Consider the following 17234-nt stretch of genomic DNA (forward strand, 5'->3'; position numbering starts at 1 on the left):
CTTTCCACCCATTTCTACCAACCGAGACGCGGCTCGTCGAAAGGAAAAGGCGAGATCATTGGCGGCCGATAATTGTGCCAGTGACACGCCACTTCGACCCGTCGCCGACCACTCAAATTGTTCACCCGCTTTGGTGCGAATCATGGTCGTCGCAAAGGAACTCGAGTTTCCCCCCTTCTCACTGACAAACAACTCTTCATTTCCATCACTGCTTTCAACTTGCGCTTCAAACTCGACTAAAAAAATCTGGCCATCCATTTTAGATCAACAACATAATGCACTTTTGGTTTATCTAAAAATCTGGCCATCCATTTTAGATCAGCAACATAATGCACTTTTGGTTTATCTACAACTTGTACGAGCTAAAATTGCTTAAATGAGAGTCATCAAAAGTTGAAGGGCTCAAGCTAAGGCATAAAAATGAGCTAACTCATTAAAAAATGGTGTATTTATGACATACTAACCCACCCAATAAAACAAATGGGCAGTGATTGGTTTGGTTAAGCAGTATTACAGTTAGTTGCTGTGAAAGTGCTGACAGCTTGCGGCAAAGTGCCGTCGTCGCTTTTCTAGATGTTCACAGTAATCAGTGAGTGCTTGCAGCGTACCCACCGGACCATGAAATAGCTTGCCAAACTCAGTGGTAAGCTTGAGCCAATTGTCATGTGGGATATTTAATCTTGCCAGTAACTTAGCGCTATTTACACTGATAGTCCCACGTTTATCATTGCGGATGAATCGGCCTGTATCATCCACTAATTCGAGATAATCCGTTAAGGAAAACGCAATGCCTTTGGGCTGGTTCTCGCGCTCATTACCGATAAAAGGCAGTAGATTTTTAGGTTGCTCACCTTTTAATGCGGCCCGAATGCGCAGCTGAATACTGGTATGGTCGGATTGTTCTGGCGTATCCGCTATTTGGGCTCTAATCGGATTCAAATCAACGTAGGCCATACAGGTTAACACAGCGGCTTCATCGAGTAAGGCTTGGGCTTTAAAGCGTCCTTCCCAAAAACGACCAGTACAGTTATCTTCTTGATTTGCTTGTCTTGCTATCGGTTCATTAAGGCAGCGCATAAACCATGAAATATCGCATAATCGGCTGCGGTAAATTGCGATTGAATGCCTTAATCGGTTGACCTCGTGAGCTTCAACTAACTCACCTTTGGCGAATTTTTGCGTTAACTCATCACCTTTAAACAGCTTATGCCATTGCTCAAGTACTTCGCGGTCAGTCCAACAATTTGCACTGTCGATATCGACCCGCAGGACCACATGCAGATGATTCGACATCACCGCAAAGGCTGCCACATCAATGGCAAAAACGGCTTCAAGTTCAAACAGTAGTGACTCAACCCAACCACGGCGATGGTCATAGTTTTTTCCAGAATAGGTATCATCGCCACACAAAAACGCACGCCGAACAACGCGGCTACAGCAATGGTAATAGGGCGTATCTTCAAGACTAATTTGAGTTCTGCGAGGGCGCGGCATACAAACCTCCTTGTTTAATGCTTAACCCAAGCATAGTCGGAGGTTAACAACTGCGCTATTTAGGCTGGGTGTCCATTTTTATTGCAATTCTACCCAAGCGCGGCGATGGTCATAATTTTTTCCCGAATAGGCATCATCACCACACAAAAACGCACGCCGCACAACGCGACTACAGCAATGGTAATAAGGCGTGTCTTCAACACTTATCTGAGTTCTGCGAGGGCGCGGCATACAAACCTCCTTGTTTAATGCTTAACCCAAGCATAGTCGGAGGTTAACAACTGCGCTATTTAGGCTGGGTGTCCATTTTTATTTAGGGTGTCCATTTTTATTGCAGGGACGCTTGTTGTTAAATGCAAGGGCGGCGAGTCACAGGGGAAACAATGACAATTCATGCTGCAAACTAACTGTCGGTTCTAATTACATCCTGATGTGAATCTTGCAGGTTCAGTCTAGGCTAATCCACCTTGTTGTCATCTGCATGTCATCTAAACTTCATCATTCAGTCAAAGCCCCTCACTAAGCTCATATTCGTTAACAGCCTAATAGGGTGAATACGAGATGACAGGATTTAATTTCAAGGAATTTGAAACAACAGCGCAGGGACAGATAAATGACCCTAGCCTTTCACCTCCTATCTTTAACCGCTCGACGCAAACACCTACATCAGCTCCGACATCACCACCAACACCCTCAAATCGTTTCAATTCAGCTTCTTTTACCCCATCCGCATTAACTTCAAACCAGACGGCATCACCCCAGACACCAAGCATCACAGTTAACGCCCTCTGGCTATCGGATATCCATTTAGGTTGTAAAGATTGCAAGGCCGACTACCTGCTCAGTTTGCTTGAAACCGTGCGTTGCCAGCACTTGTATTTGGTCGGCGATATTGTCGATTTATGGGCGCTGAAACGTAAACTGCATTGGCCCGATAGCCACAATAAGGTGCTACAAAAATTTATAGAGCTGGCACAAAACGGCACCCAAGTGATCTATCTGCCGGGCAACCACGACGAACTGATTAAACCCTATGCCGAGCTAAGCCTGTGGAATATCAAAATTGCCCGCCAACATATTCACCACGGAATTGGCGGCCATAAATTGTTGATGCTCCACGGGGATCAGTTTGATGCCGATGTGTGTGTCGGTCGCTTCTACGCCATATTGGGCGACCATTTATATGACTTATTGCTGTTCCTTAATCGCAATCTCCACAGCTTACGGGAACGTTTAGGTTATCCCTATTGGTCACTGGCAAGTTACATCAAATCCAAAGTGGGTAAGGCTCAAGCCGCTATCGGACATTATCGCCAAGCGGTGCTCAACTATGCCCAGCATTTCGATGTTGACGGCGTGATCTGCGGCCATATCCATCAGCCGGAACTCTCAACTCACCCAAGGGCAGCACAATACTGCACGCCCCAAAGTACGCCTGAGCAACGGCAGATCATCTACGCCAACGACGGTGACTGGGTCGAAAACTGCAGCTTAATCACAGAAACCTTAAGCGGTGAATTACAGCTGTGCCGCTGGAATGAACAGATACTCAATCTCGATATTCTCAGCAGCATAGCGTTAGTGCAACAGCCGCATGAGACGCACAAAAGCCAACAACAAAAAACGGTAGCGCAGCCAATGCCAAACACAAATACCGGCGAAACTCGCCCAAGGGATGTTGCCTAATACTATGAACAAAATAAATAATATTAATCAATCAGATAACACTGTGACACACAATGAACAGTCACTAAACAGCGGCCTTAGCCATAACAATCATGCTATGCAGAGTGCTGCGATAAAGGCGAATCGTATGATTTTTACCGTTGATAATGTGGTTGAACAGAATCTGCCGTCGATCAACGACAAACCTTGGCTCGCTCAACCCGCCAAGGCCATGCTGCGTTACCTGCTCAATGAAAAACAATGCAACGATATCGCCAATCAATATGCCTATTTACAGGGCGTGGACTTTGTCGAGCAAGTGCTGGCGAGTTTCGACTTTAGCTTTACTGTGCCCGCCAACGAGATTGAAAACATTCCCTGCGAAGGCCGAGTGGTGATATTCGCCAACCATCCCATAGGTTCCCTCGATGCCTTAGCGCTGATCAAACTTATCAGCGAAATTCGCCCCGATATCAAAGTGGTCGCCAACGAACTATTAATGGCGCTGGAACCGCTGCACTCAATCTTACTGCCAGTGCGCAATATGACGGGCGGCACACCGAAACAGCATTTAGAAAAAATCCACCAGCACCTGCGTAACGAAGGTGCTGTGCTGATTTTCCCGTCGGGCGAAGTTTCGCGATTACGTCCTAACGGCGTGCGTGATACTCAGTGGCACTCTGGCTTTTTAAAGATGGCGATTTCCTGTAATGCCCCCTTACTGCCGATATTTTTAGATGCCAAAAACTCTGCCACCTTCTACGGCGCATCTATGATTTACAAGCCACTTGCTACACTGCTGCTGGTGAAGGAAATGTTCAAGCAGGCAAAACGCAATATGCCGATCCGTATCGGCGAGCTAATTCCCAATGAAGCCGTGCGCTCGATGGACTTTCCGCTCAAGACCAAGATAAAGCTGCTTAAAAATCACTTGTATCGTATCGGAAAAGATAAAGATCCACTGTTTATCACCCAGAACGCTATCGCCCATCCTGAATCGCGCCGTGAACTGCAAGCGGCGCTGCAGCAATGCGAACTGCTCGGGGAAACGCAAGATAACAAGTTGATTTATCTATACCAGCACCACGACAGTAATCCCATCATGCGGGAAATTGGCCGCCTGCGGGAAATCGCCTTTCGCGCCGTGGGTGAGGGTTCGGGCAAACGCCGCGATATCGACAAATACGACTCCTACTACCAGCACTTAGTACTGTGGGATAAAGAGCAGTTTGAAATTGTCGGCGCCTACCGTTTTGCCAGTGGCGACAAAGTCTTAGAAAAATACGGCGAAAACGCCCTCTACAGCCAATCGCTGTTTCAATACGCCGACAGCTTTATGCCCTTCGTGAAGCAAGGTTTAGAGCTTGGCCGTAGTTTTGTGCAGCCTAAATATTGGGGCAAACGCAGCTTAGATTATCTATGGTTTGGCATAGGCGCTTATCTCGCCAAACACCCTGAATATCGCTACCTATTTGGCCCAGTGTCTATCAGTAATCAACTGCCCGGCAGCGCCAGAGAAATGCTCGTGCACTTTTACTCGCGAGAATTTGCGCCAGCGCAGCAGATGGCGGTTTCCATGTCGCCCTTTGGTTTATCCAAATCCCAAAAAGCCAAGTTAGATGATTTGTATTTCTCCGAAGATTATCAGAGTAATTTCAAACAACTCAAACAAGTGCTCGCGAGTATGGGCGCTGCAGTGCCTACTCTCTATAAGCAATATGGTGAGCTGTGTAAGGCTGATGGGGTTAAGTTTCTCGCCTTTGGTATCGACGCTGACTTTGGCGATTGTATCGATGGCTTAGTGCTGGTGGACACCCACAAACTAAAAGGCAAAAAGTATCAACGCTACATAGGCGCGCACTTGCCCGAATCGGAGCGGTTGCCAATCACAGCCGATGATGAGCCAGAGGCCTAAGATCTTTGCGTTAAAACTTTGTAATGGGTGTTGGCTAAACTTGCACCACTCTGTTATAAGTAACTGTAATGCAGCGCATTAACAGAGCGCATCTTAGGATGCGCAAGCTTATCAGGGGATCATCATGCCGATCATTATCGCCGATATTATGAGTACCCGAGTCGTCACGGTTGAAATGGACGACCGATTAACTGTGGCGAAGGAAATCTTCGACCAAGCGAACTTTCATCACTTGTTGGTCGTCGATGAGTATCAACTTGAAGGCGTGTTATCGGAGCGGGATCTGCTGCGTGCCATTAGCCCGAATTTGGGCAGTAGCGCCGAAACCGCAAGAGACTTAGAAACCCTGCAAAAACGTGTGCATCAAGTGATGACTCGTAATCCGCTGACCGTTGCGCCCCACATCAATTTAGACACGGCAACCCGTATTTTGTTAGACAACGACATAGGCTGCCTGCCCGTGTTAGAGGACGGTAAATTGGTTGGGATTGTCACTTGGAAAGACTTACTGCGGGCCTATTGTGAGTACAGAACACAAAATCAAAGCGAGTGCTAATCCTAGGACTGCACTCGCTTTTGTTTACAATAACTCAGTTAAAATCACTCAGTTTGCCTAGCTTAAATCGCCCAACCACCCATATAGAACACCACTAAACCTAAGGTAATGGAGAGCACGCCTACTTTCAGTTTGCGCCATTCACCGCTACAGATACGGCCTACCACCAGTGTCACAAAACCTAGCATAATACCGGTAACGATATTACAACTTAAGATGATAAACACTGCGCAAGTTAAGCCCGACATGGCATCAACTTTATCGTCAAAGTCGAGTTTCGCCACATTACTCAGCATCAACAAACCCACATACATTAAAGCAGGCGCTGTTGCATAGGCAGGCACTAAGTAGCTTAATGGCGCTAAAAACATCATCAATAAAAACAGTACGCCAACGATAGTCGCCGTTAAACCTGTCTTACCGCCCGCCGCCGTACCCGCCGCCGACTCGATATACACTGCCGCTGGTGCGCCGCCCACTAAACCCGCCACCATACTGCTGACTGAGTCTGAAGTTAAGGCTTTACCGCCGCCGACAATATTGTCGTCTTTATCGAGTAAATTCGCTTGCCCAGCCACAGCACGGATAGTGCCAGTCGCATCGAAAATCGCCGTCATCACTAACGCTAATACGATAGGCAAGACCACAGGATTAAAGGCGCCCATAATATCGAGTTGGCCTATGAGCGAATGCTCAGAGGTGAAATCGGGGAAGGCGAATAAGCCTTGGTATTTCACGCTCGGATCGAATATTAAACCAAATACAGATAACGCGATAATCACCAACAGAATACCGCCAGGTACACCGCGGCGCTCTAAACCGATAGTTGCCGCTAAACCTATAACGGTCGCAATAACAGGCAAGCTGTTAATATCGCCCAACTTCACCGGTAAGCCTGCGCTATTGGCCACAATCAACTGCACACTGTTAGTCGCAATCAAAAGTAAAAACAAGCCGATACCTATGCCTGTACCGTGGGCTATGCCCTTAGGTAAATTAGCCAATACCCACTGACGAACACCTGTCACGCTCACAAGTGTAAACGTCACGCCCATTAGGAAAATCGCGCCTAAGGTGACCGGAATCGACATGCCCTGACCTAGCACTAAGCTAAAGGCCGTAAAGGCTGTGAGCGAAATCGCGCAGCCAATCGCCATAGGTAAGTTTGCCCATAAACCCATGAGCAAAGAACCAAATGATGCAATTAAACAGGTGGCGATAAACACGGCGCCGGGATCAAATCCCGCTTGGCCTAACATGTTAGGCACCACAATCACTGAGTAGACCATAGCGAGGAAAGTCGTTAATCCCGCAATCACTTCTTGGCGAACTGTGCTGCCACGTTGTTGAACACAAAAATAACGGTCCAGAAACGAACCAGAGGGTACGGCTGTTGAACTCAATTGCTCAGACATAATGTTGTTATACCTTGTGATCTCTTAAAATGGGGTCGGTACCAATTACCTAAAACGCAATTGGCGACGCTGGCTGCGGCAGATTAGAGCCCCAAATCCATCAGACTTGGGTGAGAGATCCACATCATTTTCCTACTGTGGGAAAAATCCATGATCTGCAAGCAGTGATGCTTCGCGATGATTAACAAGCCATTAATCATGTAGACGCAGCCGTTGTTGGCCGCGGATGATACTGGAATCTCCCAAAGATAGCTAAGACATCCCCTACACTTCGATAAAAAATTAGCGACAAAAGCCGAAATCAGTTGTTCAAAAAAACATCCTAAGCGATGACATCACGGCCTATTGAACTCACATTAATCACCGCCGAATTGTGCCAGAGCAGGGCTTAACTTACGCCCACAATAAAGTTTTCATAATCTTTCATATATTGTCAAACCCCATTCATCACAGCGAGCAAGTCCATTCACATCTCCCCTTTATAGTGCTCATATCAAAAATCGCTTTCGATCGGAGTCGACCCCAATGACAAAGCCAAACATACAAACACCTACATCAGAGAAATCCACGCGCAAAAATGAATTAAAAGCGCTCGGGTTCATCATCTTTTTACTCTTCCCCGCGCTCACTATCGCAGGGATCAGTATTTACGGCTTCATCATTTGGATGATCCAAGCCTTCGGCGGCGTTGTCGGCCACTAATTTATATCTATTTAACATATAGTTACTTTTTGAGGACGCGATTATGAAGTGGTTAACCAACCTCTGGCGCACACTGAACAAACCCACCAAAGCGCTGACCTTAGGCGCCGTCAGTATCAGCGCTTTTATCATGGGTATCATCTTCTGGGGCGGATTTAACACTGCACTCGAAGCCACCAATACCGAAGCTTTTTGTATTAGCTGCCACAGTATGGAAAGCAAACCCTACCAAGAGCTGCAGGAAACTGTGCATTGGTCGAATCACTCTGGCGTTCGCGCCACCTGCCCCGATTGCCACGTGCCCCATAATTGGAGCCGTAAAATCGCCCGTAAGATGGAAGCCTCGCACGATGTCTGGGGCTGGTTATTTAACACAGTCAACACCCCTGAAAAATTCGAAGCCAAACGCTTAGAAATGGCGAGCCGTGAATGGAAACGTTTCGACCGCGACAACTCCTTAGCCTGCAAAAACTGCCACAACTACAACTCGATGAAATGGGAAGCCATGTCACCGCTGGCACAAAAACAGATGAAACGCGCCGCAGAAATCGACCAAAGCTGTATCGATTGCCATAAAGGTATTGCTCACCATTTACCGGAAATGGGCACTGCCCGCGCACCAGAACTGATTGCAGAAGTCGGATCGGGTGTTAGCTCAGTTGAAACGAATCAAACTTACTATAGCGCCCTGACTAAACCCTTATTCTTCACTGATAAAGGCGATGTGGAAGCAGGCACGCTCAACGTAGCAACGAAAGTCAAAGTGCTCGAAACCCAAGGCAAACGCATCAAGATCGGCATCGATGGCTGGCGTAAAAAGATTGGTGCTGGCCGCGTGATCTACATGGACTTTGGTGTGAACATTCTGTCGGCACAGTTAACCAAAGACGCAGCCGAAACCGAAGGTGTTATACAAACCTTTGAAGAAAAAGAAGATCCTATGACAGGCCTTAAATGGCAGCGTATCGAAGCGCAAATCTGGACCGATAAGGATTATCTGCTGACCGAGCTGCAACCACTTTGGGGTTATGCCCGCGATACCTTCCGCTCCAGCTGCAGTGTTTGCCATACCCAACCCGATGAGGCGCACTTTGACGCCAATACTTGGCCGGGAATGTTCCAAGGCATGTTGGCCTTCGTGAATATGGACCAAGACACCCAAGCACTAGTGCAGAAATATCTGCAGGAACATTCGTCAACTTTTGTGAAAAAAGAGCACTAATTCGGGAGTAATACCATGAACAGAAGAGACTTTTTAAAGGGTATCGCCTCATCCTCTTTCGTTGTCTTAGGTGGCAGCTCTGTGTTAGCGCCCTTAAATGCCTTAGCCAAAGCGGGCATCAATGAAGACGAATGGCTAACCACAGGTTCACACTTCGGCGCCTTTAAAATGAAGCGCAAAAACGGCGTCATTGCCGAAGTGAAACCCTTCGACTTAGATAAGTATCCAACGGATATGATTAACGGCATCCGCGGCATGGTCTACAATCCATCGCGTGTACGTTACCCTATGGTGCGCTTAGATTTTTTACTCAAAGGTCATAAGAGTAATACCCATCAACGAGGTGATTTCCGCTTTGTTCGTGTAACGTGGGACAAGGCATTAACACTGTTTAAGCATTCATTGGATGAGGTCCAAACCCAATACGGTCCATCGGGTCTGCATGCGGGGCAAACCGGTTGGCGCGCCACGGGTCAACTGCATTCCAGCACGAGTCATATGCAACGCGCGGTGGGGATGCACGGCAACTATGTGAAGAAAATCGGCGACTACTCCACAGGTGCAGGCCAAACGATTCTGCCCTATGTGTTAGGTTCAACCGAAGTGTATGCCCAAGGCACTTCATGGCCGCTGATCTTAGAACACAGCGACACTATCGTGCTGTGGTCGAACGATCCGTACAAGAACCTGCAAGTGGGTTGGAATGCGGAAACCCATGAATCTTTTGCTTATCTTGCGCAGTTAAAAGAGAAAGTGAAGCAAGGCAAGATCCGCGTCATCAGTATCGACCCTGTGGTGACTAAGACCCAAGCCTATTTGGGCTGTGAGCAACTCTACGTTAACCCACAGACAGACGTGACTTTAATGCTGGCCATCGCCCACGAGATGATCAGCAAAAAGCTCTACGACGATAAATTTATCCAAGGCTACAGCTTAGGTTTTGAAGAGTTTGTGCCCTATGTGATGGGTACTAAAGATGGCGTAGCCAAAACCCCAGAATGGGCCGCGCCTATCTGTGGTGTTGAAGCCCATGTTATCCGCGATTTAGCCAAAACCTTAGTCAAGGGCCGCACTCAGTTCATGATGGGTTGGTGCATCCAGCGCCAGCAACACGGCGAACAACCCTATTGGATGGCGGCGGTACTGGCGACCATGATCGGCCAAATCGGTCTACCCGGTGGTGGCATCAGCTATGGTCATCACTACTCGAGTATCGGGGTGCCTTCATCGGGTGCCGCGGCGCCAGGTGCTTTCCCCCGTAACTTGGACGAAAATCAAAAGCCACTCTTTGATAGCTCAGACTTCAAGGGCGCGAGCAGCACGATTCCGGTTGCCCGCTGGATTGATGCGATTCTTGAACCCGGCAAAACCATTGATGCTAACGGCTCGAAAGTGGTTTACCCCGATATCAAGATGATGATTTTCTCGGGTAATAATCCTTGGAACCATCACCAAGACAGAAACCGTATGAAGCAAGCCTTCCATAAGCTTGAGTGTGTGGTCACTGTCGATGTGAACTGGACGGCAACTTGCCGCTTCTCGGATATCGTACTACCCGCTTGTACTACCTATGAGCGCAACGATATCGACGTGTACGGCGCCTATGCTAACCGCGGTATTTTAGCCATGCAAAAGATGGTTGAGCCACTGTTTGATAGCTTGTCGGATTTTGAAATCTTCACTCGCTTTGCCGCCGTACTTGGTAAAGAGAAGGAATACACCCGTAACATGGGCGAAATGGAGTGGTTAGAAACCCTCTATAACGAATGTAAAGCCGCCAACGCGGGCAAGTTTGAGATGCCTGACTTTGCGACTTTCTGGAAACAAGGTTATGTGCATTTTGGTGACGGTGAAGTCTGGACGCGCCATGCAGACTTTAGAAACGATCCTGAAATCAATCCACTAGGCACGCCTTCAGGTTTGATTGAAATCTTTAGCCGTAAGATTGATCAATTCGGTTACGATGACTGTAAAGGTCACCCAACTTGGATGGAGAAAACCGAGCGTAGCCATGGCGGCCCTGGCTCTGACAAGCATCCGATTTGGTTGCAGTCATGCCACCCAGACAAACGCTTACACTCGCAAATGTGTGAGTCGCGAGAATACCGCGAGACCTACGCAGTCAATGGCCGTGAGCCTGTGTATATCAGCCCTGTCGACGCAAAAGCGCGCGGCATAAAAGATGGCGATATAGTGCGAGTCTTTAACGACCGTGGCCAACTGTTGGCGGGTGCAGTGGTATCGGACAACTTCCCTACTGGTATTGTGCGGATTCACGAAGGCGCATGGTATGGGCCTGTGGGCAAAGATGGCAGCGTTGAAGGGGGATCTGAAGTCGGCGCCCTGTGTAGTTATGGCGATCCTAACACTCTCACTTTAGACATAGGCACCTCTAAACTTGCCCAAGCTTGCTCAGCCTATACTTGCTTAGTCGAGTTTGAAAAATACCAAGGCAAAGTACCTAAGGTCAGCTCCTTCGATGGCCCGATCGAAGTCGAAATCTAACCTTAAAACCGAAACGCTGGATGCGCCAAACGCGGCGCGTCTCAGCATCCAATCTTAGCGCCAAAACTAGGGCGTGTTGAGGAATATACTATGAGTCAAGTCGATATCAACCACGCCAGAGCCTTGGTTTATCAGCTGTTATCATCACTGTTCGCCCGCGAAGTTGACGAGCAAAGACTTAAAGAACTCACCAGCGAAGCGGCGCAGCAATTCTGGGAACAGCTTAGCCTAGAGGCTAATTTCACTCAGTCAGTGGATAAAATTCGCAGCACGCTCAATGGGATAAAAGATGATGAGACGTTACTCGAACTCGCGGCGGATTACTGCGGCTTATTTCTCGTTGGCACCAAACACAGCGCTTCACCCTACGCTAGCCTGTATTTAAGTGGTGAAGATGAACCGCTGCTATTTGGTCAGCAACATCAGCAAATGAGTGAATTTTTACACCAGAGCAAACTGCAGGTGCAGAGTCATTTCCCAGAGCCCGCCGACCATTTGGCCGTGATGCTCGCCTATATGGCGCACTTATGTTGTTACAGTGAAGACAGTGTCCAATTAAGCTTTTTGCAAACCTGCATCGACTCTTGGTTAGCAAAATTTATTAACCAACTCACTCAATGCGACAAAAACGGTTTTTATAGTGCCGTTGCCACACTCACCTTAGCGTGGGTGAAGCAAGATATCGCACAGCTTGAACCCGCTGTGGCGGTGATTAGCTAAACGTTCTAGAGCGACTTATCTTTAGACTAATGCTATCCAATAGGTTGATGAGCAGGTGGGTTTATGAGCAGGCAAGTTCAGTCGTTTTGTGCAGCTAACCATTGGCTCAAGGCGGCAATGGATGCCTGCCAGCAAGACTCAAGGCGTTGAAATTCACTAAGCTCCAACGCGTTATTTGCACTGGCTTTATCTACACTGTCTTTATTTGCACTGGCTTTTAGCGCCAGCTCTAACTCCTTACATAATTTAGCTAACGCTATCAATCCCATACTGGCACTGCTGCCCTTAAGCCCGTGCAGCAATTTGGCTACCTCTTCCTTGGGATTAGCTAGAGACAGTTTGGCAAGCTGCTCACGACTCGAATCACTAAAAAGATCGAGCATAGACATCATAGCTTCGCTGCCGAGTACGTCCTTATCCTGCGCTAACTGCTTGAGATCTAATAACGGCTCATCATCGACATCCGCTATTGTCGTTGCAATCTTAGCTTCCGTTGTGACTTGAGGCGGCGCAGACAACAGGTCATTCACGGTCGATGATGAAATGGATGCCGACAAGGGAGAAACCGCAACGCCAAGCCATTCTGTAAGGGTTTGTAGACTTAGAGGCTTAGCCAATACAGCATCAAATCCTACCTCGCGGTAATGCTGTAAATCCTCGCTCTGCATTTGGGCGGTAAAGGCGGCAAACTTCACATTAGGGTTGGCGATCAACATTTTTAACTGCGGCAATAAATCAATTCCAGAGCCATCACTGAGCTGAATATCCAGCATCACAGCATCGAAAGCCACGCCGCTAGACTCAACAAATTCAAGCGCCTGCTGGCAACTGACAGCAAGCACTGACTTGTGACCTAAGTGCGCTAAAAATCCCTGCGCCACCATAGCATTCACTTTATTGTCTTCTACCACCATCACTTGGCGAGCAGGCACTAACACCCTCTCTTTTACCGCTTGGGTATTGGTCATATCGCATTCATTAAAGGCGAGTTCAAAACCAAACTCACTGCCTTTTCCTGGCTGACTTTTAACCCAAATCCCGCGGCCGCTAGCATCCATTAACTCAACCAATTGCTTACAAATAGCGAGCCCTAAACCCGTGCCGCGACTGCGACCTTGATTAGGTAAAGCACTGTAGGGCACAAAAAGTTTATCAAGTGCCGCAGGCACAATACCAACGCCCGTGTCCTGTACGACAAAGGACAATTGGGTGCCTTGCAGACTAACAGTTAGCGTCACGCAGCCCTCTTGCGTAAATTTAATGCCATTGCCGATTAGGTTGAACAATACTTGGCGCAACTTAGGCCCATCGATATTGATGCAGTTTGGTAGCTTAGGCTTGTTCATTTTGAGGCTGAGCCCAGCTAAATTTGCACCCGCAACCATGATTGCCAGCACTTCATCGAGCAAGGTATTGATATCGGTTGGCCTTGGCTCGTGGCTGAGTTTCCCTTGTTCAAGACGCGAAAAATCCAAAATGTCGTTCAACACGGTTTGTAATAAAGTGCCGCTATATTGCGATAGCGCTAACATTTGCTGCTGCGCTGGCGGTAGTTCACTGTGACCGAGCAAAGTTAATGTACCGAGTAAACCATTGAGAGGCGTACGAATTTCGTGGCTCATGGTCGCAAGGAATTGGGATTTTGCCTGACTCGCCTCTTCAGCTATTTGCCTTGCTTTAGCATGGCCCTTGGCTTCGGCATCGAGGCGATTATTGGTATCGGCCAGCTCCTGCGTACGGGCAGCAACCGTTTGCTCCAACGCCTTTTTATGCTCGGTCAACTCATCTGCCACCTGACGTAAATCAGCCTGTAATTTAAGATTATGGGCAGTTTTACGCTTGAAGGCTTCGATAGCATTTGCCATCGCAGTCAGTTCATCATCCCCGTGGGCCTCTAAACTCACGTCCGTGTCACCTAAACTCAAGCGGGACATGGCTTCGGTCGCCTGATTTAACCTAAGGGCGATACCGCGATAAATCACTCGATAGATCACAAAGCCAATCACCACAAACATCAAGGCACCTGTGCCCCAAAGCCCAAGCCTAGCAAGGGACAATTGGTGTAGATAATCACTACGTGCTAATTCAGCCTGTTGTTGCTGTTGATTTAGAGCTCTATCCACCAGCGTATTAAGTCCATAGAGTTTTTCGGCTAACTCTTGCTGCTGACGCTGTTGCTGCTGCAGTGTTTGGCTTAATTCCCGCTGTAATTTAATGATTTGTGGTGTGTGCGCTAACACTGCTAATTCGGTTTTTAACGCCTGCAAACGCCCCGGATCGCGAATTATCTCGGGCACATTTTCGAGTGCCATCAAATCGATATTGATTTCACTCGAAGCAGGCGCTGAATCCGTCTTATGGGCAAGCGCCCTGTCCATTGCTGTGGCAGTCTCAGGATCAGGAAGCGTAAAACTCGGGGAAGGATTCGTGCTTGCAAACGTCGCCAGTAAATTCGGCACACTTAATTGTAATTCTGACTGCAATTCGGAGGATTCAAATAACTGACTTAACAAGGCAATTTGATGAACTAACTTAAGCGCACGATTGAGCTGCTCTTGAATATCAAGTTCGCCCTCAATCACATCGTCGAGCAATCGGCCGCTGCGCTTCGCCCCTGCCATATCAGGATAGGCCTGACTCAACTTCGCCAAGATGGCAGAATTCACGACGGCGAGCTCAGATTGAAGTAATTCGGAGGCATGTCCTGCGGCGATGGACAAATCATGGGCCTTAAGCTGCAGTTCATCGCCCATGGTCAAACGCCTACCCACACTTTTGCCAAGTGAGGTTAATTGGCTGATGATTTGTTCGGCCAGCTGGTTAAGATTTTGGCCTTCGTTAACATCCAATGTGGTTAAGGTTTTGATGCCATTAAACATATTGACACTTTCAAGGCTCAGTTTACGACCAATAAACTCCCGTTGACGCTCATCTTCTACCCGCCCTAACTGCTGCACACCATCGGACAAGGCATTAGAAGCTTGCACTAGCTGCCTCGCCGCTTGGGATGCGGGGAGTGACTCTTCGTACAAGTAACTATCGGCCTGTTTTAGCCAATGTAGACTCAAGCTACCTAAGCTAACAAGCAGCATCAGCAATACGCCTAACACACTGAAGGCGAGCATTAATCGACCGGTTAAACTGGTTCGCGATAAAGATAAAGGAGCCACACATCTTCCTTAAACTGTTACAATGCCATCCAAGATTATGCTTAGCGGATAATACGGGATGATGCGAAAATATTGGCAACAATTGCTCTCACTCGCCATGTTCACACTCGCCACATTTGGCCTCGTGTTTTCAGGCTATGCGACAAGTGAAACCCTCACTTGGCCATTAGAGCAGCGCACGCCATTCAATGTCAAAATCCAGCAATCCCAAACATTAAACTACTTACCGCTGACAAAAGCTCAAAAGCCTTGGCGGATCTGCGCCCTAGTTCCACACCTTAAAGATGCCTACTGGATTGGCATTGATTATGGACTGATCCAACATGCCAAAACCCTTGGCGTCTCACTCGATCTCTTCGAAGCAGGCAGTTATTACCATAAAGATAAACAACTGGCCCAGCTCCAAAGCTGTATGCAAGGCGACTATGATGCCATCTTGCTTGGCTCAGTAAGCCCAGATTTACTCGCCCAATTTACAACACAGCTCACTAAACCCGTGTTAGCTCTAGTCAATAAACTCAATAGCGACCGAGTCCAAACCCATATTGGCGTGAACTGGTATCAAATGGGGTTACTGGCGGGTAACTTCATCAAAGCCGATGCAGCATCACAACATCCGCATCAAACGGCAAATTTGGCACTCTTGGCCGGACCAGAAAACGTAGGTGGCACAGATTTAGTTGAGCAAGGTATACGTCAGGCGCTTGAAGGGAGCCAAGTCAAGATTAGTGCCATTCAGCACGCCGATAATAATCGCAATTTGTATCGTGACCAGTTGCAGATACTGCTTAAAGCTCAGCAGCCAGATTATATTCTCGGCAGCGCAGTGGCGATTGAAGCCGCCATTAGTACTTTGAAACAAAAGGGATTAAGTAACAGAGTCAAGCTAGTGAGCAGTTACTTGTCCCCCGCCATTTTGCGTGGGCTAAAACGGGAAAAAGTCATCTACAGCAATGATGATTTAGTCGTGTTACAGGGAAAACTCGCCATTGATGTAACAGTGAAACAACTCGAAGGCGCTAAGGCATTTGGCGATATAGGCCCAGCGATCATCAAGCGAACATCATCCTCTAACACTTTGTCCCAATTAGATTTCAGCCTAGCTGAAGCCGACTTTTACCCTCTGTACCAAGTGCGACCTAACTCCATTAATCGTCCACTTTAGCGGCAAATAAATAGCCTTCACCATGAATAGTGACAAACAATTCAGTGTCGAGTTTATTGCGAAGACGGCGAATGATCACATCGATCGTTCTGTCATTGACATCCAGATTACGGTGGCTGGTTTGCTGCATTAAACGCTCGCGGGATAAGACTTGCTGCGGATGCAGGGCAAATGCTGCCAGTAGCTCGAATTCCGCTTTGGTGAGTTTGATCAACGCATCGCCATGGCGTAATTTGCGACTGTTAAGTTCGAGTTGATAACCTTCGAAACTGATCACATCGTCCGGTTGAGATAATTCTTCGGCGACCGCCAACTCAGCTTGCTTCACAAGGGAAATCCGCCACAGAAGGTTTTTTACCCTAACCAGCAACTCCCTCAGTTCGAAAGGTTTAGTCACATAATCATCGGCGCCCATTTCGAGACCAACGATTTTGTCGATAGATTCATCCCGCCCAGACACCAGAATGATGCCCACATGGGAGCGACTGCGCAGCTCACGGGTCAGGCTCAAACCATCGACACCGGGCAAATTGATATCTAGCATGATCAAATCGATATGTTGGCGATTAAATTCGTACCACATTTGCTCGCCATCGGCAGCTTCAACGACGCGATAACCTTCCTTTTCAAAATATCCCTTCAATCGCGCACGAATAACCGCTTCATCATCGACAACGAGCACACTATAAGTCATTTTCAATTTCT

General features: G+C 47.8%; 13 protein-coding genes and 1 pseudogene. 8 read left to right on the top strand and 6 right to left on the bottom strand.

The features are described from left to right. From K5Q99_RS00005 to K5Q99_RS00015, 3 genes and pseudogenes are all read right to left on the bottom strand, one after another. Window positions 1-258 (bottom strand): annotated as a pseudogene (locus K5Q99_RS00005) (cell division protein ZapE); the annotation flags it as partial. A 258-nt stretch (window positions 259-516) separates the two neighbouring features. Further along, window positions 517-1494: a transposase gene (locus tag K5Q99_RS00010; protein WP_220775695.1), complete on the bottom strand. Its 978-nt coding sequence runs from the start codon at window positions 1492-1494 to the stop codon at window positions 517-519. Between the two features lie 78 nt (window positions 1495-1572). Next, complete coding sequence (locus K5Q99_RS00015) at window positions 1573-1725, bottom strand: transposase (protein ID WP_220775696.1); 153 nt, start codon at window positions 1723-1725, stop codon at window positions 1573-1575. A 330-nt stretch (window positions 1726-2055) separates the two neighbouring features. Here K5Q99_RS00015 and K5Q99_RS00020 point away from each other — a divergent pair, with 330 nt between their 5' ends. The 3 genes from K5Q99_RS00020 to K5Q99_RS00030 all read left to right on the top strand — a co-directional run bounded on the left by K5Q99_RS00020 (window position 2056) and on the right by K5Q99_RS00030 (window position 5630). Further along, window positions 2056-3180 carry a UDP-2,3-diacylglucosamine diphosphatase gene (locus K5Q99_RS00020; RefSeq protein WP_220775697.1) on the top strand — a complete coding sequence of 375 codons (1125 nt, stop codon included), beginning with the start codon at window positions 2056-2058 and terminating at the stop codon, window positions 3178-3180. A gap of 127 nt (window positions 3181-3307) precedes the next feature. Beyond that, a complete protein-coding gene (gene olsF, locus K5Q99_RS00025; RefSeq protein ID WP_487250757.1) occupies window positions 3308-5074 on the top strand; it encodes a bifunctional ornithine lipid synthase OlsF in 1767 nt (588 codons plus the stop codon). 124 nt (window positions 5075-5198) lie between these two features. After that, on the top strand, window positions 5199-5630 hold the full coding sequence (locus tag K5Q99_RS00030; RefSeq protein WP_106651287.1) for a CBS domain-containing protein: 432 nt from the start codon (window positions 5199-5201) through the stop codon (window positions 5628-5630). Between the two features lie 62 nt (window positions 5631-5692). Here K5Q99_RS00030 and K5Q99_RS00035 read toward each other — a convergent pair whose 3' ends face one another. Then, on the bottom strand, window positions 5693-7045 hold the full coding sequence (locus tag K5Q99_RS00035) for an NCS2 family permease (protein WP_220775699.1): 1353 nt from the start codon (window positions 7043-7045) through the stop codon (window positions 5693-5695). Between the two features lie 525 nt (window positions 7046-7570). Here K5Q99_RS00035 and torE point away from each other — a divergent pair. The 4 genes from torE to torD all read left to right on the top strand — a co-directional run bounded on the left by torE (window position 7571) and on the right by torD (window position 12194). Continuing rightward, window positions 7571-7747 (top strand): trimethylamine N-oxide reductase system protein TorE, encoded by a 177-nt coding sequence (gene torE, locus K5Q99_RS00040; RefSeq protein WP_006082688.1) that lies wholly within the window; start codon window positions 7571-7573, stop codon window positions 7745-7747. A gap of 43 nt (window positions 7748-7790) precedes the next feature. Next, the gene (gene torC / locus K5Q99_RS00045) at window positions 7791-8969 is read left to right on the top strand and encodes a pentaheme c-type cytochrome TorC (RefSeq protein WP_006086919.1); all 1179 of its coding nucleotides are present in this window, start codon (window positions 7791-7793) and stop codon (window positions 8967-8969) included. A 15-nt stretch (window positions 8970-8984) separates the two neighbouring features. Then, window positions 8985-11474 carry a trimethylamine-N-oxide reductase TorA gene (gene torA, locus K5Q99_RS00050; RefSeq protein ID WP_220775700.1) on the top strand — a complete coding sequence of 830 codons (2490 nt, stop codon included), beginning with the start codon at window positions 8985-8987 and terminating at the stop codon, window positions 11472-11474. 90 nt (window positions 11475-11564) lie between these two features. Next, entirely contained in the window at window positions 11565-12194 is a 630-nt protein-coding gene (gene torD, locus K5Q99_RS00055; RefSeq protein WP_220775701.1) for a molecular chaperone TorD, read from the top strand. Between the two features lie 77 nt (window positions 12195-12271). On the opposite strand, the gene torS is transcribed toward torD, so the two are convergent. Beyond that, window positions 12272-15364 carry a TMAO reductase system sensor histidine kinase/response regulator TorS gene (torS, locus tag K5Q99_RS00060; protein ID WP_220775702.1) on the bottom strand — a complete coding sequence of 1031 codons (3093 nt, stop codon included), beginning with the start codon at window positions 15362-15364 and terminating at the stop codon, window positions 12272-12274. A 58-nt stretch (window positions 15365-15422) separates the two neighbouring features. On the opposite strand from torS, the gene torT reads away from it, so the two are divergent. After that, on the top strand, window positions 15423-16529 hold the full coding sequence (torT, locus tag K5Q99_RS00065) for a TMAO reductase system periplasmic protein TorT (RefSeq protein ID WP_220775703.1): 1107 nt from the start codon (window positions 15423-15425) through the stop codon (window positions 16527-16529). Here torT and torR read toward each other — a convergent pair. Next, the gene (gene torR, locus K5Q99_RS00070; protein WP_012587046.1) at window positions 16513-17223 is read right to left on the bottom strand and encodes a two-component system response regulator TorR; all 711 of its coding nucleotides are present in this window, start codon (window positions 17221-17223) and stop codon (window positions 16513-16515) included. The genes torT and torR overlap by 17 nt on opposite strands. Window positions 17224-17234 lie beyond the last annotated feature (11 nt).

The sequence above is a fragment of the Shewanella hafniensis genome, assembly GCF_019655335.1.
Lineage (GTDB): Bacteria > Pseudomonadota > Gammaproteobacteria > Enterobacterales > Shewanellaceae > Shewanella > Shewanella hafniensis.